The 23,726-nt window shown below is 37.7% G+C and carries 22 protein-coding genes; 1 reads left to right on the top strand and 21 read right to left on the bottom strand.

Annotation, left to right across the window (positions count from 1 at the left end):
- Nucleotides 1-42 precede the first annotated feature (42 nt).
- From BR73_RS0113990 to BR73_RS0113930, 14 genes are all read right to left on the bottom strand, one after another.
- Entirely contained in the window at nucleotides 43-732 is a 690-nt protein-coding gene (locus BR73_RS0113990) for an ABC transporter ATP-binding protein (RefSeq protein WP_033166032.1), read from the bottom strand.
- Nucleotides 733-810: 78 nt separating this feature from the next.
- The gene (locus tag BR73_RS0113985; protein ID WP_033166031.1) at nucleotides 811-1,167 is read right to left on the bottom strand and encodes a GntR family transcriptional regulator; all 357 of its coding nucleotides are present in this window, start codon (nucleotides 1,165-1,167) and stop codon (nucleotides 811-813) included.
- Between the two features lie 436 nt (nucleotides 1,168-1,603).
- On the bottom strand, nucleotides 1,604-2,140 hold the full coding sequence (locus BR73_RS28360) for a transcriptional repressor (RefSeq protein WP_081848663.1): 537 nt from the start codon (nucleotides 2,138-2,140) through the stop codon (nucleotides 1,604-1,606).
- A 110-nt stretch (nucleotides 2,141-2,250) separates the two neighbouring features.
- Nucleotides 2,251-2,406, bottom strand: coding sequence for a FeoB-associated Cys-rich membrane protein (locus tag BR73_RS28355; RefSeq protein WP_242860676.1), 156 nt, complete (start codon nucleotides 2,404-2,406; stop codon nucleotides 2,251-2,253).
- A gap of 73 nt (nucleotides 2,407-2,479) precedes the next feature.
- Nucleotides 2,480-4,618 (bottom strand): ferrous iron transport protein B, encoded by a 2,139-nt coding sequence (feoB, locus tag BR73_RS0113975; RefSeq protein WP_033166030.1) that lies wholly within the window; start codon nucleotides 4,616-4,618, stop codon nucleotides 2,480-2,482.
- Nucleotides 4,619-4,653: 35 nt separating this feature from the next.
- The gene (locus BR73_RS0113970; RefSeq protein WP_033166029.1) at nucleotides 4,654-4,875 is read right to left on the bottom strand and encodes a FeoA family protein; all 222 of its coding nucleotides are present in this window, start codon (nucleotides 4,873-4,875) and stop codon (nucleotides 4,654-4,656) included.
- Between the two features lie 12 nt (nucleotides 4,876-4,887).
- Entirely contained in the window at nucleotides 4,888-5,100 is a 213-nt protein-coding gene (locus tag BR73_RS0113965) for a FeoA family protein (protein WP_033166028.1), read from the bottom strand.
- 334 nt (nucleotides 5,101-5,434) lie between these two features.
- Nucleotides 5,435-6,760, bottom strand: a complete 1,326-nt coding sequence (locus tag BR73_RS0113960) for an ATP-binding protein (RefSeq protein WP_347463436.1) — start codon at nucleotides 6,758-6,760, stop codon at nucleotides 5,435-5,437.
- A 107-nt stretch (nucleotides 6,761-6,867) separates the two neighbouring features.
- Nucleotides 6,868-9,006, bottom strand: a complete 2,139-nt coding sequence (locus BR73_RS0113955; protein WP_033166026.1) for a methyl-accepting chemotaxis protein — start codon at nucleotides 9,004-9,006, stop codon at nucleotides 6,868-6,870.
- 323 nt (nucleotides 9,007-9,329) lie between these two features.
- A complete protein-coding gene (gene argS / locus BR73_RS0113950) occupies nucleotides 9,330-11,090 on the bottom strand; it encodes an arginine--tRNA ligase (RefSeq protein WP_033166025.1) in 1,761 nt (586 codons plus the stop codon).
- 188 nt (nucleotides 11,091-11,278) lie between these two features.
- Complete coding sequence (locus BR73_RS0113945) at nucleotides 11,279-11,470, bottom strand: PspC domain-containing protein (RefSeq protein WP_033166024.1); 192 nt, start codon at nucleotides 11,468-11,470, stop codon at nucleotides 11,279-11,281.
- A 245-nt stretch (nucleotides 11,471-11,715) separates the two neighbouring features.
- Nucleotides 11,716-12,753 (bottom strand): DUF4097 family beta strand repeat-containing protein, encoded by a 1,038-nt coding sequence (locus tag BR73_RS0113940; RefSeq protein WP_033166023.1) that lies wholly within the window; start codon nucleotides 12,751-12,753, stop codon nucleotides 11,716-11,718.
- Nucleotides 12,750-13,532 carry a DUF1700 domain-containing protein gene (locus BR73_RS27470; protein ID WP_051685206.1) on the bottom strand — a complete coding sequence of 261 codons (783 nt, stop codon included), beginning with the start codon at nucleotides 13,530-13,532 and terminating at the stop codon, nucleotides 12,750-12,752. The genes BR73_RS0113940 and BR73_RS27470 overlap by 4 nt, the downstream gene beginning before the upstream one ends.
- Nucleotides 13,529-13,852, bottom strand: coding sequence for a PadR family transcriptional regulator (locus BR73_RS0113930; RefSeq protein WP_033166022.1), 324 nt, complete (start codon nucleotides 13,850-13,852; stop codon nucleotides 13,529-13,531). The genes BR73_RS27470 and BR73_RS0113930 overlap by 4 nt, the downstream gene beginning before the upstream one ends.
- Nucleotides 13,853-14,349: 497 nt before the next feature.
- On the opposite strand from BR73_RS0113930, the gene BR73_RS0113925 reads away from it, so the two are divergent.
- Nucleotides 14,350-15,465 (top strand): IS110 family transposase, encoded by a 1,116-nt coding sequence (locus BR73_RS0113925; RefSeq protein WP_033164370.1) that lies wholly within the window; start codon nucleotides 14,350-14,352, stop codon nucleotides 15,463-15,465.
- A gap of 609 nt (nucleotides 15,466-16,074) precedes the next feature.
- Here BR73_RS0113925 and sdaAA read toward each other — a convergent pair.
- The 7 genes from sdaAA to BR73_RS0113890 form a co-directional block, all read right to left on the bottom strand.
- Nucleotides 16,075-16,947 (bottom strand): L-serine ammonia-lyase, iron-sulfur-dependent, subunit alpha, encoded by an 873-nt coding sequence (sdaAA, locus tag BR73_RS0113920; RefSeq protein ID WP_033166021.1) that lies wholly within the window; start codon nucleotides 16,945-16,947, stop codon nucleotides 16,075-16,077.
- Nucleotides 16,948-16,968: 21 nt separating this feature from the next.
- Nucleotides 16,969-17,649 (bottom strand): L-serine ammonia-lyase, iron-sulfur-dependent subunit beta, encoded by a 681-nt coding sequence (gene sdaAB, locus BR73_RS0113915; protein WP_033166020.1) that lies wholly within the window; start codon nucleotides 17,647-17,649, stop codon nucleotides 16,969-16,971.
- A gap of 423 nt (nucleotides 17,650-18,072) precedes the next feature.
- The gene (locus BR73_RS0113910; protein WP_033166019.1) at nucleotides 18,073-20,079 is read right to left on the bottom strand and encodes an ABC transporter permease; all 2,007 of its coding nucleotides are present in this window, start codon (nucleotides 20,077-20,079) and stop codon (nucleotides 18,073-18,075) included.
- Nucleotides 20,072-20,839, bottom strand: coding sequence for an ABC transporter ATP-binding protein (locus tag BR73_RS0113905; RefSeq protein ID WP_033166018.1), 768 nt, complete (start codon nucleotides 20,837-20,839; stop codon nucleotides 20,072-20,074). Before BR73_RS0113905 ends, BR73_RS0113910 begins: the two co-directional genes overlap by 8 nt.
- Nucleotides 20,840-21,014: 175 nt before the next feature.
- On the bottom strand, nucleotides 21,015-22,001 hold the full coding sequence (locus tag BR73_RS0113900) for a sensor histidine kinase (RefSeq protein WP_033166017.1): 987 nt from the start codon (nucleotides 21,999-22,001) through the stop codon (nucleotides 21,015-21,017).
- On the bottom strand, nucleotides 21,994-22,668 hold the full coding sequence (locus tag BR73_RS0113895) for a response regulator transcription factor (protein ID WP_033166016.1): 675 nt from the start codon (nucleotides 22,666-22,668) through the stop codon (nucleotides 21,994-21,996). Before BR73_RS0113895 ends, BR73_RS0113900 begins: the two co-directional genes overlap by 8 nt.
- Nucleotides 22,669-22,671: 3 nt before the next feature.
- Nucleotides 22,672-23,571, bottom strand: a complete 900-nt coding sequence (locus BR73_RS0113890; protein ID WP_033166015.1) for a family 43 glycosylhydrolase — start codon at nucleotides 23,569-23,571, stop codon at nucleotides 22,672-22,674.
- Between the last annotated feature and the right edge of the window lie 155 nt (nucleotides 23,572-23,726).

The raw sequence follows: 23,726 nt of genomic DNA, 5'->3' as shown, positions 1-23,726 counted from the left end.
TATCTATATTTAAGTACTGCATTTTCTTTCTTTAACACTTAATTAAGCGTAAATCTCTTTGTATAATTCTACGATAGACTTCTTATGTGTCTCCCTTAACTCCTCTGCATCGCCTTCCAGGACTACCGTTCCATTCTTTATAAAGACTGCATTATCTACAACAGATTCTAACTCATCAACCAGATGTGTCGAGATTAGAATGGTATTGTTATCACTCATAGCTTCCAGTATTGTTGTCATAATCTTTTCCCTTGATATAATATCAATACCGTTAAGCGGTTCATCCAGCATATAAAGGTCTGATTTACGGGCAAGAGTTGCGGCAAGCTTTAACTTGGCTGCCAGACCGGAGGATAGTGACTTTGCATGGTCCTTCTTATTTAAATCCATTCTAACCAGTAGCTCCTCATACCTCTTCATATCAAAGTCTTCAAAGAAATCCTGATAGTATTTACCTACATCATCTATGGTCATATAATTATAGAAAAATGGTTCAGTTGACATATATGCTACCTTCTTTTTTGATTCTACTCCGATTGGATTCCCCATAAAGGTGATACTTCCGCTGGTGGGTTTTACAAGACCGGCTGCCATTTTCATAAATGTGGTTTTTCCGCTGCCATTAGGTCCTAGAAGTGCGTATATCTTACCTCTCTCTATATCAAGATTTAAATTATCTACTGCGACCTTTGACATGTATTTCTTTCTTAAATTACTGCATTGCAAAAACATATGAATTCCTCCTATTATTTCATTAAGATTAAATAACTTATTCCTTGTATTAAAGCCCGTGGTATCTTTTATTTCATATTAGTTGGTATACCGTTCATCCAAGAGACTCATTATTTCCTGTTTCTGAATTCCCAATATCTTCATTCCGCTGATGAACTGTTCCAATAATTCATTCGCCATATCTTTCCTGATGCTTATAATTTTCTCCTTCTCCTCTGTTACAAAGGTACCAAGTCCTCTCTTTGTAAAGCAGATTTCCTGTAGCTCCAGTTCGCGGTAAATACGACTGGCTGTATTAGGGTTTATCTTATACTTTAATGCCATATCTCTGCCTGATTGCAATTTATCACCAGGTTTAAGTACTCCTGTAACGATGTCTTTCTTAATATCCTGAATAACCTGAATATATATTGGGATATTATTATCAAATTCCATATTTACCTCTTTTCTTCAACCATAATAATGTTGATTCCATTATAAATAAATGATAGCACCCGCCCTCTTAATAATTTGTGTTACTAGTGAACTATCTTTATAGTACACTAGTATTATATTTCTGTCAATAGTATTTAAGTTTATTTTTTCTCAAGTTTTATAACCTGAATAATTTTTATTAATTTTTATCAGTGATAATGTTTTATACTACAAAAAAGCTGTCTAATATTCTTCCTGACAGCTAATAGATATGACTTAGTTGTCATATCATAGTTGCAGAAAGCTCATTAAACAGCTTAATTTTTTATTCTTATTATCTATATCCTGATTATCTTTATCTCTATGTATCCTTTGTTAAATTATTGTCGCATCTTCTTAAGAGTTACCTTACAATTTAACTTCCACAGCAAGGATAAAAGCTACTTTAATGCTGAAATTAAGAAATATTTCGCTTATTACAATGATATTTACAAGCTGTGTTGGGACAACTGCAGCTGCTGTATACTTCCTCTTCACAGTAATCACTTTCATCATTCTGGCTTTTGATCAATACTGTTATATTTTCAACATCCTCAACGCCTTGAGCTGCTAACATTTTCTGCAGTTCTGTAAACCATAACCCTTTTTGTACTTTTAGGGTTTTATTGTTGTTTTCATCTATATAAAGTGTCTGTTCTTCTTTTAAGTTCAGATTTTTATAGTCAATTTGATATAAGTTCTTTCTGTTTATAACACCCAGATCTTCGAGGGTTTTAACCATACGGTAAACCGTTGCAATACCTACTGTAGAATCCTTTTTTACTGCTTTATAATAAATCTCTTTACAACTGGAGCATTCATCCTCCAAAATTACATCAATTAATAATCTTCTCTGTTCTGTAATACGAAATTTCTTTTTTCTCAATTCGTTTATAATAATTTCTCTTTTATGAATCTTGGCTAAGATAGTTTCTGATTCGATTGCTGCATTCATGACTGATATCCCCCTTTACAAGTGGTTTAGAGCAAAGGGCCTTTTATCTGCGCTTGCTTGATAAAAGGCCTATTGCCAATATTCCTACGTCTATTGTTTCAGTTGATACCTTATTTATTGCAAGAATCAGTTGCTTTACTGCAGCCGGAACAGCCGCATCCGCAGCCAGCACCTTCTTTTTTGGATTTCAGTGTTTTAAACCCGGCAAATCCAATGCCGCCAAAAACAATAGCTCCAACTACGATGTTTGCAATTATAGTTCCCATATGAACCTCTTTTCCGGATAAACAGTTATTGTTTATCCTATATAAACAAAATTAACAGTGTAGGAAAATATTTTTATGCATTTACTGTTTTCTTTGCCTTCTTGTCTTTACTTACAGAGGGTTTGCGAACCAGTAAATAAATTAATATAATAGCTAAAAGTAATCCAACAGCGGTTCCAATATTAAAACCATTTCCGGAAACGAAATTTCCGATCTGGAACACTATAGTTGATACAATATATGCAAGAACTGTCTGATAGCCTACAGCAAATAATGTCCATCTGTTTGAACCCATCTCGCTTCGGTTAGCTCCAATTGCTGCAAAACAAGGTGCACATAAGAGATTGAATATTAAAAAGCTGTATGCAGATAACTGTGTAAATTCACTCTGCATATTCTTCCAGAACTCTCCGCCATCTTCAGCAACTTCTGCAAAACCGTATAAAATACCAAAAGTACCAACAACATTTTCTTTTGCAATAAGTCCTGTTACAGATGCAACTGCTGCTTTCCATTCACCCCATCCAAGCGGAATGAAAATAGGAGCAATTACCCTTCCGATACCTGCAAGAATGGAATCTTCAATATCAACCATCTGGAACTTCCAGTTGAAAGTACTTAAGAACCAAACTAAAACAGTAGCCAGCAGAATTACTGTAGTAGCTTTTTTAACGAAATGCTTGGTTCTATCCCAAACATGAATTAATATACCTTTAATACCAGGAAGATGGTATGCAGGAAGTTCCATAATAAAAGGTGCCGGATCTCCTGAAAATATTCTGGTTTTCTTTAATACAATACCGGAAAAAACAATAGCAGCCATTCCTACGAAATAGGCAGAAGGAGCAACCCAGGAGGATTCAGGGAATAATGCACCTGCAATAAGTGCTATAATCGGAAGCTTGGCACTGCAGGGGATAAATGTTGTAGTAATAATTGTCATTCTGCGGTCATGTTCATTTTCAATAGTACGTGTAGCCATAATACCGGGAACACCACAACCTGTACCAATAAGCATAGGTATGAAAGATTTACCGGATAAACCGAATTTACGGAATATACGATCCATTATGAAGGCAATTCTTGACATATATCCGCAGTCTTCTAAGAATGCCAGACACAGGAATAAAACCATCATCTGAGGCAGGAAACCAAGGACAGCACCAACACCGGCAACAATACCATCTAGGATCAGGGAATTCAGCCAATCAGCAGTACCAAGAGTCTCAAGAAGATTATTGATAGCTGTAGGTATCCAATCACCGAACAAGGTGTCATTTACCCAATCTGTTGCCATACCGCCGATTGTATTAATAGAAATAAAATATACTAAAAACATAACAACTGCAAAAATAGGAAGTGCAAGCCATCTATTGGTCACAATTTCATCTATTTTATCAGTTGCACTCTTTTTTGAGGTATTCTTTTTATGAACTGCTTGTTTAACAACTTTACCTATGTAGGAATAGCGTTCATTGGTTATGATACTTTCACCGTCATCTTTAAGCTTGTTCTCGCAATCCTGTACAATTTCCATAACAGCTTTTAAGGTACGGTCATCTAAAGCTAAGGATTCTAATACTTTCTCATCCTGTTCAAAAAGTTTGACAGCAAGCCAGCGTTCATTGGTACTATCCACTTTTCCTTTAATAATTTCTTCTATCTTAGCAAGTGCATCCTCTACCTCTTTTGAAAAACTGTGCTTTGGTGTTGCAGCTGCCTTTGCTTTTGCAAGCTCTACTGCTTTCTGAGCAACCTCTTTGGACCCGATTCCTTTCAGGGCAGAAGTCTCAACAACAGTACAGCCTAACATTTCTTCCAGTTTCTTAAGGTCAATGGTATCTCCGTTCTTACGGACAACATCGATCATATTAAGAGCCATTACAACCGGAATACCAATCTCAAGTAGCTGTGTGCTTAGATAAAGGTTACGTTCTATGTTAGATGCATCAATTATATTAATTATGGCATCCGGCTTATCATTAATAAGATAGTTTCTGGAAACAACTTCTTCAAGAGTGTATGGAGATAGGGAATAAATACCAGGTAAGTCCTGGATAACAACATCTTTCTGTCCTCTTAGAGTACCTTCCTTTTTTTCTACCGTTACGCCCGGCCAGTTTCCGACATACTGTGAACTACCTGTCAAATCATTGAACATGGTAGTTTTACCACAGTTGGGATTACCTGCTAAAGCAATTTTGACTGTCATTTTCAATTTCCTCCCGTAATAAAGCTCTTATCCTATTACTTGCTGACTTCAATCTGTGCAGCCTCATCTTTTCTAAGACTTAATTCATAACCTCTGATATTAATCTCTATAGGATCCCCTAAAGGTGCTATCTTAACTACCTTAACATCTACACCACGGGTAATACCCATATCCATGATTCGGCGCTTCAGTGGTCCTTTCTCACCTATACTTAATACTGTTCCCGTCTCGCCGGGCTTTAAATCCCTCAAAGTCATTTCCTTTTCCTCCTAAGCTACCATGATTTTGGTTGCCAGATTTTTATTAATTGCTACCCTGACACCTTTTACCATAATGATAAAACCGCTGTCATTTTCTGATAACAATTTAACACTTTCACCTTTAACAAAACCCAAATCCTGCAAATGGCGCTTGATATCGTCCTTGCCTGTAAAGTCCACTATAACCTTTGTCTCTCCAATTCCAGCAAATGCTAGTGACATACTACCACACTTCTTTATCCATTATGAAAGCCATTATCATTTGTATAATATTATATGCTCATTGATTTTGCTTGTCAACGACATATTGTATTCAATTGAAAATAAATATCATTTTTAGTAGTATTTTCAACTGATAATAATCTAACAGTTACAATTATTACTTTTCATCCACATAATAATAAAGAAGAAACTCCTCTTTTCTGAGGTTACAAGATTATAGAATACTTGCCGTTTCTCCTTTATTCGCAGATTATGTGATATATGCTTCATGTTATTTAGCCAAAAGCTCAGACTGTATAAACAAATAACAAGATCTTATCAAATGATTATCGTATTAATTCAATTTACCTAACAGATAATTAATAAATTGCTGCGCTGTTCTTCCGGAACGTCCTCCATGATTCATTTCCCATCTGCTGGCTTCCAGGGTAAGCTCCTCTTCATTTAGCTGTATCTGCGGATGCTTCTCAGCCAGGCCTTTTACTATATCAAAAAATCCTCTCTGGTCAGGTTTGGAATAATTAATTGTAATACCAAAGCGCGCAACCAAAGATAGCTTCTCCTGCATGGTATCACTTCTGTGAAGCTCATCCTTTGACATATCAGACCTGTCACTCCAGGTCTCACGTATTAAATGTCTTCTGTTAGAGGTTGCATAAATCAGTACATTATCGGGTTTTATCTCCAGTCCGCCTTCAATGACTGCTTTTAGATATTTGTATTCGATTTCAAATTCCTCGAAAGATAAATCATCCATATAGATAATGAACTTATAGTTTCTGTTTTTGATTTCCGCTATAACTGAAGACAGGTATTGAAACTGATGTTTATATATTTCTATAATTCGAAGCCCCTGATTGTAGTATTCATTCAGGATAGCTTTAATGCTGGAGGATTTGCCTGTACCACTGTCTCCGTAAAGCAGGCAGTTATTTGCCTTTCTTCCTTGTACAAAGGCTTTTGTATTCTCAATAAGTTTCTTCTTTTGCAGTTCATAGCCAATCAAATCATTAAGATGTGATTCATCGGTATTAAAGATAGGAATAATATTCGGCTCATTCTGCTTTTCCTGTATGCGAAACGCCTTATTCAGTCCGAATTTTCCAACACCATAATCTTTATAAAAGTTAGTAACCACATGCAGGAGCTCTTGTTCACCGGAAGCCTCTGCAATCGCTTCTGAAAGCAATTTTATTTTGTCACTTACACTTTTATTATAACGCCTCTCGTTTTTCACAATTGCCTGGTAGTTGGTAATAGTCGTGAAGCAGTTAATCTCAAGACGTTCTTCCACTGAGTTAAAATCATACTCGGACAGCTGTTTAAATATCATAAGATCCGAAACAGCAAATACATTAACGGAACCTTCCAGGGTACCTTTCTTCTCACAGCTGATGCTAAAGGGATTCTCACTGACTGCCAGTAAATAAGCCAGGTAATTCTGCCACAGGTTCTTATCAAAACCATAATCGGTAGCCAGAACCAGCAGCTGGTTAATCTGCTCATAAATCTCACTGATAAACTTTTCTTTTGCTTCAGGCGAAACCGTTGCCGGAAATTCATCATCCAGTCTTTTTATTATATCAGCCAATGTAAAGAGAATCGTATTCTCTTTTGCATGCCTGTAGATAATGAGTTTAGCCGTAAATTGATACATCATCTTACCTCCTGTATAAGTATTTATACCCTCTTTTTAGAGCATATCCTGCCGAATCCTTCTGTTCCGGTACAGCTCTGCTTACTTTAATAATTAGTTATTATACCACATCAAATCCGAAACATGTTTATAGCTTCATTTAAATCCTTTGAATTCTCCGCCAATACTAAGGATGCTTCCTCCAGTGCTTTCACCGAGGCATTCTGTACATGTACCGTATCTTCAACCATCTCAGAAGCTGCCAGGGTCTGCTGTGAGATTGCTGAAATACTTTCAACAGCATTGAGTGTTCCGCCTCTTGCTGATTCCATGTTAGATACATTCTGTCCAATAACCTCCAGGCTGTTTGCCAGCTTCTGGATTCCATCTCCAATGTTCCTAAAGGTTGTAATAGTATTCTCAACAATGCCGTTCTGTTTGCTGACAATCTGCTCCGCATCCTTTGCAATACTTACAGTATCTGTAGTCTGTTGGATTATATCATTGATAACACTGTTTATTTCACCAGCAGCTTTTATGGATTGCTCTGCAAGCTTTCTTATCTCATCGGCTACTACTGCAAAGCCTCTCCCTGCTTCTCCTGCTCTTGCAGCTTCAATGGAGGCATTAAGTGCCAGGAGATTGGTCTGATCTGCTATTTCATTGATAACCTGTATGATTCTTTCAATGGAATGTGATTTCTGCTCTAACGCAGTGATATTATTCATAACAAATCTGGTAATATCATTGGTGGCTTCTGACTGTTTTGATAGCTCTTCCATGGTGCCGATACCCTTAATTATCATATCATTAGAGTTTTCGGCAATAATCTCGATTTCTTCGATACTGGTATTAACAGTCTTGATTTTCTCAGACAGCTCATCCATTTGTACAAGGCAGTTTTGAGAATCCTGTGCCTGCCCCGATATACCATGTCCAATCTCATTAATCGATATTGAGATTTCACTGCTGGCAGCGGCTATGTTCTCTGAAGCTTTTAAGACATTGTCTGCTGATTCGGACACCAGCCTGCTCACATTAGTAACTTTTAATATGAGTTTTCTCATATTATTTATCATGTCTTTTGTATTTCCCGCCAGAATGATAAACTCATCCCTGTGTTTATGCTCCATGGATACAGTAAAATCTCCTTCTGCCAGTTGTTTAAGGCTTCGATTAATATGTTTAAGGCTTAAGGCGATTCCTTGTGAGAGAAATGCTGCAATAAGGACAGCAATTACAGCTGCTGCCGCTACAATTATCGTGGTAAAGGACTTAATGCTGTCTGCCTGTTCCATAAAGCTGGCTTTTGGAATTAAAGCACACAAAACTACTCCCGTTCCTGCTATTTTATTATATAAGAAAAGATACTCCTTCCCATCATAAGTAACATAATTCTGTCCTTTAGCCGCAGCTCCTGAAACTGCAGTCTGATAATATTTCTCTGTAGTAAAATGAAACTCTTCTTTGCTGCTACCTAAGGATATCGCAGATGTTTCATTTTTCTTATCTGCGCCTGCTTTAATCAGCATTTCATTACCATCGGCTGTAACAACCCCTACTATACTGTCCTTTCCAAAATCCAGATCTTTCAGGAAGCTGTTAATCTCTCTTTTCTTTATGTCTATTATAATAACGCCTTCATCAATTTGAAATTTCTGAACCAGTGCAAAAGCGTAATCCTCTGTTTTGGTGCCTAATTTTTCGTCTATTATAGGATGACTTCCTATCCAGAAATGATCAATTTTTGTATCAGATATCTTTGCAAAAATGGGATCATTTTTAAGCTCATTATAAAATCCTTCCGCAGAACGGTTAGAGCTGGTGGCAACCTGACTATGAGCTTTGGGAATAATATGTATGTCTTCAATCATTGATTCAGAGTCGGCTTTCTTGACCAGATCTGTACTTAGACTCTGTATATATGCTTTCTTGTTAAAATCATCGGTAAAATTCTGATTCTGAATATAATAATAGATTCCAGTATCTTTTGTATACAATGAGGCTATAGATTCTACCCCTTTAAAACCATAATCCAGATATTTAGCAGCCATCTTCATTGTATTTTCTGTGGATTTCTCATAATTGCTTACCAATCCGTCCGAGGCTTTCCAATATGATAATAATCCAAGTCCTATTATGAAAAAGATTGGAATTGCAAATCCTATAATCAACTTAAAGCGTATCCCCATTAACTTTTTGTTTTCCTTAACACTTATCCTCTTACTGCTCTCTTTTTTCTTGCCTTTGATATGTTGACTTCGTTTCATAATAACCCCTTTCGTGAATATCAAACTGAAAATTTGATATTCCTGAATTCGTTGATGAAAAAACATACTTTTTTCAACCTGATTCCCATCAGTGCGCCTTCTCACACATTCAGATCAATATAATGAAAACCAGCTTTTACAACCTGAGCCAACTGCCAAGTCTTCCATTCTTCCACAGATTAACGCTTTATAGCTTTATTATAAAAAAGTGTCGACAGGCTACTCAATAAGAGTGGCCTCATCGACACACCAAATTTTACATCAATTTTTTATGAAATGCAAGTTAAAATCTCCAAAAATGACAGACAAAATACTACTTATTTCTACATTCTTTCCGGAGACTCAAAACCTAATAAATCGATACCGGTTTCAAGTATACCTTTTATCAAAGTTATTAAAGCTATCCAGGATTTTTGCTTCTCCTTATCCTCTTCAGCAAGAATCTTGTTCTCATGATAGAAGCTGTTAAATGCGTTAGCTACTCCATAGAGATACTGACAAATCTTATGAGGTGCATACTCATTACCGGCTGTTTCTACTACATCATTAAATCTTGAAGCCTCTAACATCAGATTTATCTCAGAAAGAGTTTTGCCGGGGATAAGTGCCTCTGTTGTTACACTGTCATTACCGTATTTCTGAATAATGGATTTGATACGCACAATTGTATAGAGTAAGTAAGGGCCAGTATTTCCTTCAAAGGAAATAAAACGCTCCAGATCAAAGATATAGTCCTTGGAAGCCTGGTTTGAAAGATCTCCATATTTTAATGCTGCCAGTCCAACAATCTTTGAAATAGCTTCTGCTTCCTGCCTGTCCATCTCTCTGTTTTCAAGCATTTTTTCAAGAACTGCATTGCTGATATTGCTGATAAGATTCTCAAGACGCATAACACCGCCATCACGAGTCTTAAAAGGTTTACCGTCTTTTCCGTTCATTGTACCAAATCCAAGGAAAGTAAGTTTTGTTTCTTCCTCAACCAGTTTGGTTTTCTTAGCGCAACGGAAAACCGTCTCAAAATATAGTTCCTGTCTCTTATCTACTACATAAAGGATTTCATCAGGAGCAAATAATTCCATTCTTTCCACCATAGTAGCAAGATCAGTTGTATTGTAAAGAGTACCACCGTCAGATTTCAGTATCATACAAGGAGGCATTTCTTTGGTATCTGACTCTTCTTTTACATCGACAACCAAAGCGCCCTCACTGATTCTTGCATAATTATGCTCTTTCAGATATTCCACCATGCCCGGTATATAACTCTGCGCATCACTTTCCTTCTTCCAGAGGTCGAAATCCACCAGCAGGTTATCATAATTCTTTTTCAGATCCTCTATGGATACATTCAGGATGTGCTGCCATAGGGCAAGATACCCTGGATTTCCGTTTTGAAGTTCTACCGTAGCTGCTTTCGCTGCTTCTCTGAACTCATCATTTTCCTTGGAATAAGCGCTTGCTGCCGGATATATCTGCTCCAGCTCACTGATTGTAAAAGGTGCTTCTTTCGGATATTCACCTTCGTAATCCTTTTTAAAATATACTAATTCCGGCTGATCCAGCTTAATCTTCATCATTATAAGACCAATCTGCAGTCCCCAGTCACCCAGATGCACATCTCCAATAACATTATGGCCTAAAAAGCGGTCAATACGTTTAATGCTTTCTCCGATAATTGCCGGACGTAAGTGGCCTACATGAAGAGGTTTGGCGACATTGGCACCGCCGTAATCTATAACGATAGTTTTCGGTTTATCGGTTTTCTCACAGCCATACTGATTCTCCCTGGACAGCTGTTTTAAATAACCGGTTATGAACTCACTGGTTAAAACAATATTAATAAAGCCGGGTGCCACTGCCTCTATCTTCTCATAGGAATTGCTTTTTGACAGTACTTCTACTACTTCTCCTGCTATTGCAAGAGGTGCTTTCTTGTAGACTTTAGCTGCTGCCAGTGCACCGTTGCATTGATATTGACATAAATCAGGTCTGTTAGAAAGTGTAACAAAGCCGTACTTATTCTCATAACCACAGCTTTCAAATGCCTCCATAACTTCCTTCCCTATGATATCAATTAATTTTTGCATTTTTTGTCCTCCGTTAAAGCATTACATAGATTCCAGAATAGATATTTCTATTCATGGTCATTAAAAAATACTTTATCATAATTACTTGTTCCTGTAAATAACTATTCATAAAATAACAAAAACAAGCCGTATCTGCATATGCTGCCGGCTTATTTTTGTCTTGCTATATTCTAAATTCATATCAGCTTTTACGGTTCATTGGGAACTATAATTGCTGCAATCAAATAAATCCAGATACCTGCTGAGGCACCGAAAAATGCAAGCAATACAAAAACCAGTCTGACTATTGTGGGATCCACCTTCAAATAATCAGCTGCTCCGCCGCATACTCCCGCAATCATTCTGTTACTTCTGGAACGGTATAATCTCTTATCCTCCATATTCTGTACCCTGCCGCATATTTATTGCCAGTCTTTTGCCTTTCGTATTCCGGCTGCTGGGAGACTGCGGCATTTCCTTTCTTATTTTATATTATTATATAAATTTTATATTGTATAAAATCTGCTGCAGCAATATAGTATTGACAGCACCATGCTTTTAATTTATTAGCTTTATTATACCATATATTTCTTTAGATAATGCACCTAGATTCAAATTGCTCTAACAGTTATAAATTTTTTGAACATCAGTCTATATCCATATCTATGCCGCCTAAATCACAGGATAAAATCATATTGTTTGCTGCTTTGCTCTTTTGTGTTATCTGGGTATTGATACCGCTGTATCTATCACCGTTTAATGAAAGAGAGCCAAGTTTACAATTAATGGAGTAATCATAGTCTTCTTTATCACCTTCAAGATCTAAATCAATGTAACCCATAGAGGAACTAATTTTACTCTCACCTGTTATGACTCCGTCAATATCTACACTGCCTACAGTACATTCGATTTTGGCATTATGGATAACTGCTTCACTTATTTTAAGATTACCTGCGGCAACTTCATAAGTAGATTTCGTATCAATATGCAATTCGTCTATGATAATGGAACCGGCACCTACGGATAACTTACCAATATTAGCAGAGAGCCTATCTGCGTTGATAAGACCTGCTTCAACGGTTAGATCAATTTCCTTTGCAATAAAATCTTCCGGCAAGGTGATATTGACTTCAACCGCATCGGTTCTCCTTTCCATATCATCAAGATCAATGTCAACTCCAAATACACTTAAGGTCCCGGCATCCCCGGAGGAACTGCTCCTCTCCCTGATAATCCATTTACCATCCTTTACTTCACTGACTATCCTGTTCTCACCATTATCACTTACATCAATAGAAAAGGTATCCCCTTCTCTTATCCGGAGCTTTCCAGCCAGCATATTTATTTCAAGTTCACTTATACCTTCGTAAGTAATGGGATATCCCGATGCTGTCTCCTTATTGTCAATGGAAGCAGCTTCTTTGAGATACTCTTTTGATTCTGCATCACCTTTATAATCTGATCTACCACTGCTATCCTCATAATCATCATCAAAATCTTTACTATTATCATTGTAATAATCTTCATCTACCCAATGAAACCAACCATTTACCAGATTAAAATTAACCTTATTCCACTTGGCATATACCTGATTATCCATGCTAAAGGCTACCACTCCCAAAATGAGGCCTATTGCTATAGCTCCTCCGGCAATTCGGAATAGATTTTTCAAAAATACCTTCATGAGTATACCCTCCTTTTTTGGAAAATCTTGTTCCAAATCATCTTAATCCAATTAAATACAGCAGGTATTGCTTTCCCTGCTATCCAGATAGTGGCAATAGCAAAGAGTATTCCCACACCAAGAACTATAAATCCGCCCCCAGTTAAGCTTAAGCCCAGAGCTGGTGAGATGGATAATTGCAATACTCCTGATATAGCAAGAACAATACCAGTAATCAGTAGTGCAACAGATACGGCAAAAAATGCTATCCAGATACTGAAAATCGCAGCAACTGCTGCAACAAATAATCCAAATATTGTTGCTGCTACCGGAATTGCCATTGGAATAGCAAAGAATAAGAGAATAATTAAAAGTATGGTATTTCCGGTACTATGCTTGTTCTTAAAGTCTTTTGCGCTGCTATTTTTGTAGTTACTCTTATTATTTTTGTTAGAATCACTATTGCCTGCCGTAGTGCTTCTATCACTGCTATTAGTGCCGGTATCTTTATCGTTTCTTATATATCTGCTGAAAACCGGTAAATTGGGCTTTTCCTGATAAGCATTATGGTAACCGTTTTCAGAAAAGTATCCTTCCTCCGTACTTCCATACTCAAGGGATTTTTTGATACTGTCTGCTACTTCCTTCGGAGACCCTAATTCCCTGATAACAGTTTCTTCCTCTTCCAGTCCTGCTTCGTCAAAATAATTTCGATAGAACTCAAGAGCTTCATTTCTTTCCTCTTCCGGAATATCCACCAGCAGATATCCCAGCTCTTGTATAAACTCATTCTTTGTCATGAGACTTCCACCCCCACAAAAATGTTATTAATCTTAGCCGCGTAAATCTTCCATTCCTTTATATAAAGTTTTAATTGGGCTTTCCCTTTATCCGTAATCTTGTAATATCTTCTGTTCCGGCCGTCAAATGCCTGATCATAGACCTCCAGACAATCCTCTTTCTGAAGTCGTCTGAGTACCGGGTACAGGGTGGACTCCGATATTTCAATAACCTGGCGGATATCCTGGGTTATTTTATAGCCATAGGTACCTTCCTGATCTTTGGATACTATACCAAGAACAATGGCATCCAGTAAAGCTGCTCCTGTATTAAATACCATGATAACTTCTTCCTTTCTGACAGAATTCAAAAATAACCATTCATTAAATACTCATAATATATCAATTTATATAATACTGAATATATTATATTATCCAATCCGCTATATTATATGTCGTATAATATTGTTTGATAAATAAAATATAAACAATCACAAAGGAATTGTCAAGAAAAATTTGTGTTCTAATGTTATTTTAATAAAAGCCTTATAATAATAGTAACTATACAGCAGGTTTTGTACAAAAAAAGAAGCACAACAGCTATACTGCCGCACTTCTTATTACATTAATTTACAACCATGAATTAAAAATTCAAGGCCTATTTTCCATTGGATTTCAGGTAAATTGTAAAAACCAGAAAGAACGAATGCGCCTATGGAAAGGTATTAGACAATATGTAGTGACCACACATTTGCACCATCGTGGATTTACCTATATACTATTACTTGTTAAGAATAATGGTGATAGGAATTACCGCATACAAAAGGAGGCCACTACAATGAATAGTATAGTTTATATCGGAATGGATGTCCATAAGGAAAGTTACAACCTTTGCTGCTACAGATTTGAGGAGGATAAACTTCAGTACCACCAAAAGATAGCTCCTGATTATAGGCAGGTTCTAAAATATCTGGAGCAGGTAAGGGCTCGTTTTACAGACGATGTAACCTTTGTTTGTGGATATGAAGCAGGATGTCTTGGCTATACGTTATATCATCAGCTGACAGACCATGGTGTTAAATGTATCATACTAGCACCGACAACCATGGGAATAACTAATACAAACCGGGTTAAAACAGATAAAAAGGATGCAGGTAATATAGCCAGATGCCTCGCATTTCACACCTATAGTGCGGTGCATATACCAACGGAAGAGGACGAAGCGGTAAAGGAATATCTCCGTATGCGTGACGATAACAAGAAAGCATTAAAAATCGTAAAACAACAGATTCTGGCGTTGGTTCTCCGGCAAGGGTTTCATTTTACAGAGGGTAAAAACTACTGGACCCTTAAGCATATAGATTGGTTAAAATCTTTAAATCTGGGTGGCCTTATACAAGAAAGTCTGGAGGAATATTTTATTACCTACGAATATCTTACCGATAAAATTGCAAGGTTTGACCAAAGAATAGAGGAACTGGCTTGCGGTGAGAGGTATCAGGAAAAAGTGAAGAAGCTTCGTTGTTTTATAGGTGTAAAAACACATACGGCATTATCTGTTGTAGTTGAGACAGGCGATTTTGTGCGATTCGCCAAAGCAGAAAAATATGCTGCCTACCTGGGACTTGTACCCGGGGAAGATTCCAGTGGAGAAAAGCAGAAACGAATAGGTATTACCAAAGCTGGAAATTCTCATATCAGAAAGCTTTTAGTAGAATCGGCACAAAGTTATACAAGAGGTGCCATCGGACATAAGTCGTTAGATCTAAAGAGAAGACAGAAGGGAAATTCTGCACAAGTAATAGCCTATGCAGATAAAGCGAACGAAAGACTCCGAAGGAAGTTTTACAGGATGACATTAAAAAATAACACGAATCGAAATGTAGCAGCAACAGCAGTCGCTAGAGAATTAGCTTGTTTCATATGGGGTCTGATGACAGATCACATGGCATAAAAAGAGATATGTTATCTGGCAACTCCGGTCAAGGCTGCTTCGCACCGCTAAAGCGGCAAGAGACCTTGACAGGAGCCGCCGGATAACATGCAGGGTAGTTAAGCAGATGTAAGGCAGACTATGTCAGCTTTCCATCTGCCCAACCAACGACTGAGGACATATGGAAGAAGCTTTAGAAAACATTTATGGTTCGAGTTATCTACGGGACTTCTATGTGACATTGTAATAAAATACTTTGATTCACGCCATTAGACAGTAGAACTCACGGCGGACCATTGACCTGTGGTAACCAATCCACGTATAACAGAGTGGTCAAAGCCGGAAGCTGTTACGTCTAAGGCTTTTTCCATATGCTCTCAGACATTGGAAAACCCAAAAGTGATTTCTTCAAAATTTACACTTGACAAAAGTCACTACATAACAGAAGTCCTTTTCTCTGGATATTTTGTGCTATATAATAAAACAGATTGTCTGAGCGCAGCGAGTTTCTGTTTTATTATATGTCAAGCACAAAATATCCAGAGAATTAGGACTTCTTATACCTTGGAATCGAAGCATGAGTTTTTTCTGGTTTGTACAATTTACCGTCCCCCTGCGAAAAACCATCTTTCAATTACAAAGCCCACACAAAGCACAAGCACTTGGTGCCGCTGCCATTCCTCCAAGAGCAGTCTCCCTAAGCTCACCCGGAAGCCCCTTCCCAACACGGTACATAACATTAACCGCTTCGTCAAAGGGCACTACATTACGAATTCCGCTCAAAGCCAGCTCTGCTGATATTAAAGCATTAGATACCCCTATTGCATTTCTCTGCTGGCAAGGTGCCTCCACCAGACCACCGATTGGGTCACAAACCAGGCCCAGAAGATTAGAGATTGCACTGGTAGCAGCATGAAGACTGCTCTCAGGGCTTCCCCCCAGCAGCTCTGTAACCGCTGATGCTGCCATGGCAGATGCACTGCCAACCTCTGCCTGACAACCACCTTCTGCTCCGGCAATGGTTGCATTATAGGTTATCAGATATCCGATAGCACCTGCATGGAACAGGGCCATGATCATTTGTTTATCCGAAAAGCCATACTCCTCCTGCATTGCAAGAAAGGTACCAGGTATTACTCCGGAAGCGCCTGCCGTTGGTGCAGCAACAATCAGTCCCATGGAACTGTTGACTTCAAGAACACCCATAGCATAGGATATTGCCTTTGACATAAGTCCTCCGCAAGCTGAAGGATCACCGGACATTCTTCTTTGTGTCAGTTTTAAAGCTTCACCGCCAATTAAGCCTCCCATGGATTTAAGCTTTCTGGTAAGTGCATCTTTGGCAGCTGCCTTCATAATATTCCAGGAATGTTCCATTCTTAAAAATACCGTGTCCCTGTCAGTCTGACTAATCTCCATTTCTCTTAGAAGCATAACTTCAGAAATGGGAATTTGATTCTCCTTGCACAATTGAAGCAGCACTTTTCCTGTTTTAAATTCCATCTTCTGTTAGTCTCCTACTCTTTATAGCTTTTCAATGAGAAAGGCTTGATATATATTGGGTAATTCTTCTATTTCATCTATTACTGCTTCTTCAATAATATCATCTGCTTCAATTATGGAATAAGCAATAGCACCTTTGTTTTCCCTGTATAACTTCATAAATGCAATATTAATTGAAAATTGCCCCAGAATATGAGTAACTGCTGCCACCACACCCGGTAAATCTCTGTGCTTGATCACAAGCGTATAATAATCACCGGACAGATCTATCTCCACACCGTTGATTTTCTTAAGTTCTGCTCTTCCGCCACCAACGGAGATACCGGTAACGGAGGTTTCTTCTCCCTTTTCATCAATTATAAGAATGTCAACCGTATTAGGATGAAGATCCTTCTCTTCCTTGTTTATGATGAAATCATAGGATAATCCGGCAACCTCTGCATAATGAAAAGATTCTTTAATCCTTCCATCCTCTGTATCATATCCCAAAATTCCTGCTACCAAAGCTCTGTCCGTACCATGCCCTCTATATGTCATGGCAAAGGATCCATACAGCGTAAAGACTACCTGTTTAATAGGATTTTTCACCATATTAGCAGCAAGTCTTGCTATTCTTAGGGCTCCCGCAGTGTGGGAACTTGAAGGCCCTATCATATTTGGGCCGATTATATCAAATACACTGATTTCTTTCGATGAATACATATGAACACCTTTCATATTCAAGCCGTTAAATAAGCTATCTGTTTGATTTCTGCAATAATAATTTAAGTATAGCACAAAATGCCAGAAATTAATACAGCATACCTAACGATAATCACAGCTAATACAGGATGTAATTGCTTGAAAATACCAGGTAAGCTTGGTTTGTAATCATGAGTTATTTATTGAAAAGTCCTTCATGGCACTTAAGTGGCTGTAAATCTACCTGGTTAAAAAATTATAGTCTGAGCATTTTATAATGGGTTTTTATTTATTCAACTGCACGGTATAATTTCAGTCTTATTCATTTGATTTATAAAGCATACACGAAAAAATACCCCTTCATTTTCATTAACCGAAAACTTCAGGGGTATCTCTATACAACGAGATAACATTTGTGATGCATTAAACTTTGGGATTTAATTATTAAAATTTAATAATTCGGTAATATGTCCTTGCGGTAAACTTATAAACACATACATAAATTACAGCAAATATCACACCTGAACCAATGATGCAGACAGTTGAAAGCATTGTATCAAACAAGTAGAAGGATTCAAGCATTTTTAGTATCATATGTCTGGCAGCGCTAAGATGAAGCACTGCTGCTGCAAGAGGAAGGAAGAATACCAGCAGGATCTGCCTGCTTATGGTTTTTTTCACTTCCTTATCATCCATCCCTACTTTCTGAAGTATTTCATATCTTTCTCTATCGTCATAACCTTCTGAAACCTGCTTAAAATAAATAATCAGAACGGTTGCACATAAGAACATGATAGTAAAGAAAATCCCAAGAAAGAGTAATCCTCCGAAAAGGCTGTAATCCTCCTGACGTCTTAAGTCAATGGAAGATATTGAAATTGTTTTGTCTTCTGCAGCACTTACTATTTTCTCTTTAAGACTGTAGGTAAAGTCCAGCAGATCTTTTCCATTTCCTTCCATATTCAGAACGAACTTATAGCTCTTAGTATCATCCCACTTTTGCTGATAAATATTCTCAAGGAGCTTTTCAGCACTTTGTTCATCAGCTGTAACAAGGAATATATCTGTAACGGGAGTATTTTTTCCTATGTTAAAGACTGTATCACTTAAAGTATCCTTTATAACATAATCCTTACCGAAGGTTTTCGTATCTATTACTTCAAGATTCTCTTTATCCGTTACTAATAATACCTCATTATCTGCAAGTTCCCGGTTATCACCGGTTACAGCGATGTATTCTGCTAAAGGAACCACTTGCAGTCCACGAATGTGTGACCATAGTTCATACATGGGGATATTCCTGTCAATTTCAGGACTATTGTAGGGTAATATCCTACCATTAAGCAAAAACACAGAAGAAGTAGCCCTATAGTACTTATATAAATCACGAATCTTTATTCCTTTTTCACTGGCTTCCTTTTCAATAATATCATTTATGCTGTTTATCTTCTCCTCTGATAGCTGGTCGTGTACCATAATCTCAAGGTCATTTGGATTATTGTACTTTAACATATCCTCCTGTCCCAGATAAAGAGCAACACAGGTGGAAATTGTAACGAGAACCATGGTTGAAAGAATACAGATATTAGCCAAACCTGCAGCATTCTGCTTCATACGGTGGAATAATCCGGAGATTGCAATAAAATTATTTGCTTTATAGTAGAATTTCTTCCTGTTCTTTAACCTCTTTAAAACAAACTGGCTTCCGGCCTGGAACAGTAAGTTCGTAGCCACTATAACCATAATAACAGCAACAAAAAATTGATTAAGAGCTGCACCGCCATTTTTTACGGTATTCGCCATATAATAAGCTGCAATCAATAAAGCTGTTCCTATCATGGTCTTTAACAGGACAAATCGCACTTTCTTTTCACCAACCTGCCCTCCTTTTAACAAATCAATGGGGTTAGCAGTCCTTACTTGTATGAAATTAAATGCTGTGGTTAAGACGAATATAATCGCAAACAACACTGTAGTTATTGAAAAAGGTTGCCAGTTTAAGGAAAAATGGCTGTCAGGAGACACCTTTAAAGTTTTCAGCAGCAATAAAAATATCAGATTTCCGAACACACAACTGGATACAATACCAAGTACCAGGGATATAAAGCTTAATATAAAGTTCTCAAAGATAATAATACGGCTTATATGTCTTTTCTCAAGACCCAGTATTCCATAAAGTCCGAATTCTTTCTTTCTTCTTTTTATCAGGAAACTGTTGATATATAACATGAATATGATCGTGGTTATACTCATTATGATCATACCTAAGGCAAACATTGTCTTTATATTGTCTTTTTCCGGAACATTTTTTAACCCGTCAGTTGTCATAAGGGTGACTACCATAAAATAAATGGCGGAAAAGATAATATAGGATACGGCATAAGGAACATACATCCCTTTGTCTCTTCTTAAGTTAGCAGCTGCCATTCGTAAGTAAAAGTTCTTAGCCAATGTCAGCACCTCCCTCTGACAGCACTGACAGGTTAGAGACTATTTTATCAAAGAATTCTTTCTTGCTATCCGTACCTTTATATACCTGACTAAAAAGCTCCCCGTCTTTAATGAACAGAACTCTTCCTGCATAGCTTGCTGCCATGGCACTATGGGTTACCATAAGAATTGTCTGGCCATTCTTGTTCAGTTCTTCGAAGAGAGAAAGTACCAGTGTAGAAGCTTTCGAGTCCAAAGCACCGGTAGGTTCATCTGCCAGTATCAATTTGGGGTTGGTTATAACTGCTCTGGCCATAGCCGTTCTTTGCTTCTCTCCACCAGATACTTCATAAGGGAATTTCTCCAGGAGTTTCTCTATCCCAAGCCGCTTTACAAGAGGCAGAAGCCTTTCTTCCATTGACTCTACTGTTTCTCCCGAAAGTACCAATGGAAGAAGGATATTGTCTTTAACCGAGAAATTATCTAATAGATTAAAATCCTGAAATACAAACCCCAGATTTGTTCTTCGAAAGGCTGACAATTCTCTGTCCTTTATTACAGAAAGTCCCTTCCCCTCCAGATAGACCTCTCCGGAAGTAGGTTTATCCAAAGATGCTATAATATTGAGCAAGGTAGTCTTACCGGAACCGGAAGCTCCCATAATAGCAATGAACTCACCTTTTGCTATGTCAAAGCTGACATCATTCAAGGCATTGACTTTCTGTCCGCCTAATCTGGTGCTGTATACTTTTTTAAGATTTTGAACCTGTAATAATTCCATGTTGATCCTGCCTTTCATTTTACTGCTGTTTTTATTTCGTTAAATTCACAATCCAGAATTTAGCTGTTCTTATGCATTAATTATAACGAAAGGCTTCTCCTGTTTCCATCGATTAACATTACATATATAAATTTAAACTTACAATCTTGTCACATTTATAAGTTTCGGACACACCTTAATCAAATATTTCAACGGGGTTTTCGGGAAATTCAAGAATAGCTTTTGTACCTAACCCAAGCTTTGATTTGATTACAATACGGATTGAAATGGCATCCGCAACCTTCTTTGATAAATACAGGCCGATACCACTGGCTTTTTTATCCAGCCTGCCATTATAACCGGTGTAGCCTTTCTCAAATATCCTCTCAAGGTCCTCCGGTCTGATACCAATACCCGTATCTTCTATTACCAGTTTGTTTGCATCCGTATAGATTGCTATTCCACCTTTATTCGTATATTTGATTGCATTTGACAATAGCTGTTCGATTATAAAAGAAATCCACTTACTGTCTGTTAATGCAAAAAAGCTGGAAGGTTCAATGGTTACGCTTAATTTCTTATTAATAAAAAGTGAGGCATACTTTTTTATACTTGTCCTTACTATTTCTATAAGTTCATATTCTCGGATTACAAGGTCGGAAGCCAGATTCTTAATCTTTACATATTGCAGTGCCATTTCAACATATTGTTCTATCTTAAACAACTCTCCTTCTATAATCCTGTTATCCAGAGAACTCCGGCTGTTTTTTATTGTTAGTTCCATAGCTGCTATAGGAGTCTTGATCTGATGCATCCACATAGTATAATACTCCATCTGCTCGCGGTAATCCTTCTCCATGGCCAGCAGGTTCGTTTTCATATCATTATAAAGGTTCGTAATTATGTCCTGATAGCTTAATTCCAGCGCATTAGAAGAAAGGGGCAGCTCCATAGGTTCCAGCTTTTTATTCTCTATTATAACCTTTAACCTTCTCCATCTCTTCTGATAGAAATAAATATCAATTCCAAAATAAATCAGTACAATAAAGGAAAAGAGCATCAATGCATAAAGGATGGATATCAGTTCATGATCATAAAGAAAGCTGACCAAGGGAAATATAATCCATAATATCAGCAACAGCAATATAAGATTAATGCGGTACTTAAGATAATCCTTAATCATGAATCATATACCCCATACCTTTCTTGGTCTGTACAAAATCTGTTAAATCCATATCCTCCAGTTTCTTTCGTAAACGGTTTACATTCACAGTCAGGGTATTGTCATCTACAAAACAATCGCTGTTCCACAGGCACTCCATAATTTCTTCCCGCAATACCACCCGATTCTTATTCTCCATTAGAAGTTTCATTATCTTAAATTCATTTCTGGTAAGCTCTATAACCCGTCCGGCTGTTTCCAGACAGGTATCTGCTAAATTAAGTGATACCCCTTTTATATCCAGTGTTTTACTCTCCACGTAATAATCATAGGTTCTTCTTAGAAGTGCCTGTATCTTAACCACCACCACATCCATGGAAAAGGGTTTGGTGATATAATCATCCCCACCCAGATTCATAGCCATTACCAAATCCAGATTCTCTGTATGTGAGGTTAAGAATATGATTGGCACCTTTGATTTCTTCCTGATCTCACTGCACCAGTAAAAGCCGTTATAAAAGGGCAGGGAAATATCCAGAAGAATTAAATGGGGAGACAGCTCTAAAACCGTCTCAGCCACTTTATTAAAGTCTGAAACACACACCGCCTGAAAACCCCATTTAACCAGATTCTCCCGCAACAAGGAAGCTATGGTCATATCATCTTCCACTATCAGAATGTTATACATGTCCTATCCTTCATCTCTTTCACAATATAAATTATTACCGTCTGTTGTCAGTCTCACTGCCTGTACTGCTGTAATTGCCTTTCTGCTGTCACTTTCCTCTTTTTCAAAGGGATGACAGAAGTAAAACAGATATGCTTCATCACCAATTACCAGTACATCCCCATGATGACCGATTCCGGTATCCATTAGTTTCACGCCTGGTTTCTCTAAGATATCAGCCTTACAGCGATTCCAACGGGTAAAATCTTCTGACCGGTATACCCCCAAGCCTTTCCAGAAATCCGTAATCATCCATTTCACACCGCCAAACTCAAAGACATTGGCACCTTCATGGGAACAGTCACTTATTTCTTCTCCTGTCACTTCCCAGTGATACAGATCCCTGCTTATGGCAGCATAGGTATGACTGTCATGATTTTCATCCTTGTACCATAATTTAAACAGGCCATCTTCTACTTCATAGACACAGGCATCAATTACCCTCTTGGAAGAAAGCTCTATTTCACCAGCATATTTCCACTCCCATAGATTACCTGCCGTATAATGCAGCATTCTTCTTTCATAATTCCAGTCTGTTGGTATACCGGCTATATAGGATACATACATATGATACTCACCCAACGCATAAATGATTTCCGGTGCCCAGAAGGTATTGTGCCCAGGTTCAATATCAAGTCCCGGCAATGTTCCTCTATACAGCCATTTCATTAAATCCTTTGAGGAAGCAACTCCTATCTTGGAGCCATGAATGCTGGATACACCTATTTGTACAGAAGCAGACCTTCTCTGGGTATAGAACATATAATAACATTCCTCTTCTCTGTTCCAGATTACTACCGGATCAGTTGCACCATCGTAAATTGGATCTCTGAATAAGGGGGATGGAAATTCCGTAATTTTCATATAACTCCTTTCGTAAATGACAAGCTGACTATTAGTGCCTTCCCGATGCTTGTACTGAGAACAGGCAGTATTAGGGCTTAAAATATTATACCAAATTGTAAATCTAACTATAAAATATGTCAATGTTTCTATGTAATTACATGGTTGTCAGCTAC

Origin of the sequence: Clostridium sp. KNHs205 (assembly GCF_000702945.1) — a bacterium.
Lineage (GTDB): Bacteria > Bacillota > Clostridia > Lachnospirales > Lachnospiraceae > Anaerocolumna.
Note: the sequence above shows the minus strand (reverse complement) of the source record. Positions and strands in the feature narration are given on the sequence as shown.

Excerpts from the sequence above, each read along its gene's own strand:
- BR73_RS0113990 (WP_033166032.1), bottom strand. The coding sequence starts at position 732 with ATGTTTTTGCAATGCAGTAATTTAAGAAAGAAATACATGTCAAAGGTC.
- BR73_RS0113985 (WP_033166031.1), bottom strand. The coding sequence starts at position 1,167 with ATGGAATTTGATAATAATATCCCAATATATATTCAGGTTATTCAGGAT.
- BR73_RS28360 (WP_081848663.1), bottom strand. The coding sequence starts at position 2,140 with ATGAATGCAGCAATCGAATCAGAAACTATCTTAGCCAAGATTCATAAA.
- BR73_RS28355 (WP_242860676.1), bottom strand. The coding sequence starts at position 2,406 with ATGGGAACTATAATTGCAAACATCGTAGTTGGAGCTATTGTTTTTGGC.
- feoB (WP_033166030.1), bottom strand. The coding sequence starts at position 4,618 with ATGACAGTCAAAATTGCTTTAGCAGGTAATCCCAACTGTGGTAAAACT.
- BR73_RS0113970 (WP_033166029.1), bottom strand. The coding sequence starts at position 4,875 with ATGACTTTGAGGGATTTAAAGCCCGGCGAGACGGGAACAGTATTAAGT.
- BR73_RS0113965 (WP_033166028.1), bottom strand. The coding sequence starts at position 5,100 with ATGTCACTAGCATTTGCTGGAATTGGAGAGACAAAGGTTATAGTGGAC.
- BR73_RS0113960 (WP_347463436.1), bottom strand. The coding sequence starts at position 6,760 with ATGATGTATCAATTTACGGCTAAACTCATTATCTACAGGCATGCAAAA.
- BR73_RS0113955 (WP_033166026.1), bottom strand. The coding sequence starts at position 9,006 with ATGAAACGAAGTCAACATATCAAAGGCAAGAAAAAAGAGAGCAGTAAG.
- argS (WP_033166025.1), bottom strand. The coding sequence starts at position 11,090 with ATGCAAAAATTAATTGATATCATAGGGAAGGAAGTTATGGAGGCATTT.
- BR73_RS0113945 (WP_033166024.1), bottom strand. The coding sequence starts at position 11,470 with ATGGAGGATAAGAGATTATACCGTTCCAGAAGTAACAGAATGATTGCG.
- BR73_RS0113940 (WP_033166023.1), bottom strand. The coding sequence starts at position 12,753 with ATGAAGGTATTTTTGAAAAATCTATTCCGAATTGCCGGAGGAGCTATA.
- BR73_RS27470 (WP_051685206.1), bottom strand. The coding sequence starts at position 13,532 with ATGACAAAGAATGAGTTTATACAAGAGCTGGGATATCTGCTGGTGGAT.
- BR73_RS0113930 (WP_033166022.1), bottom strand. The coding sequence starts at position 13,852 with ATGGTATTTAATACAGGAGCAGCTTTACTGGATGCCATTGTTCTTGGT.
- BR73_RS0113925 (WP_033164370.1), top strand. The coding sequence starts at position 14,350 with ATGAATAGTATAGTTTATATCGGAATGGATGTCCATAAGGAAAGTTAC.
- sdaAA (WP_033166021.1), bottom strand. The coding sequence starts at position 16,947 with ATGGAATTTAAAACAGGAAAAGTGCTGCTTCAATTGTGCAAGGAGAAT.
- sdaAB (WP_033166020.1), bottom strand. The coding sequence starts at position 17,649 with ATGTATTCATCGAAAGAAATCAGTGTATTTGATATAATCGGCCCAAAT.
- BR73_RS0113905 (WP_033166018.1), bottom strand. The coding sequence starts at position 20,839 with ATGGAATTATTACAGGTTCAAAATCTTAAAAAAGTATACAGCACCAGA.
- BR73_RS0113900 (WP_033166017.1), bottom strand. The coding sequence starts at position 22,001 with ATGATTAAGGATTATCTTAAGTACCGCATTAATCTTATATTGCTGTTG.
- BR73_RS0113895 (WP_033166016.1), bottom strand. The coding sequence starts at position 22,668 with ATGTATAACATTCTGATAGTGGAAGATGATATGACCATAGCTTCCTTG.
- BR73_RS0113890 (WP_033166015.1), bottom strand. The coding sequence starts at position 23,571 with ATGAAAATTACGGAATTTCCATCCCCCTTATTCAGAGATCCAATTTAC.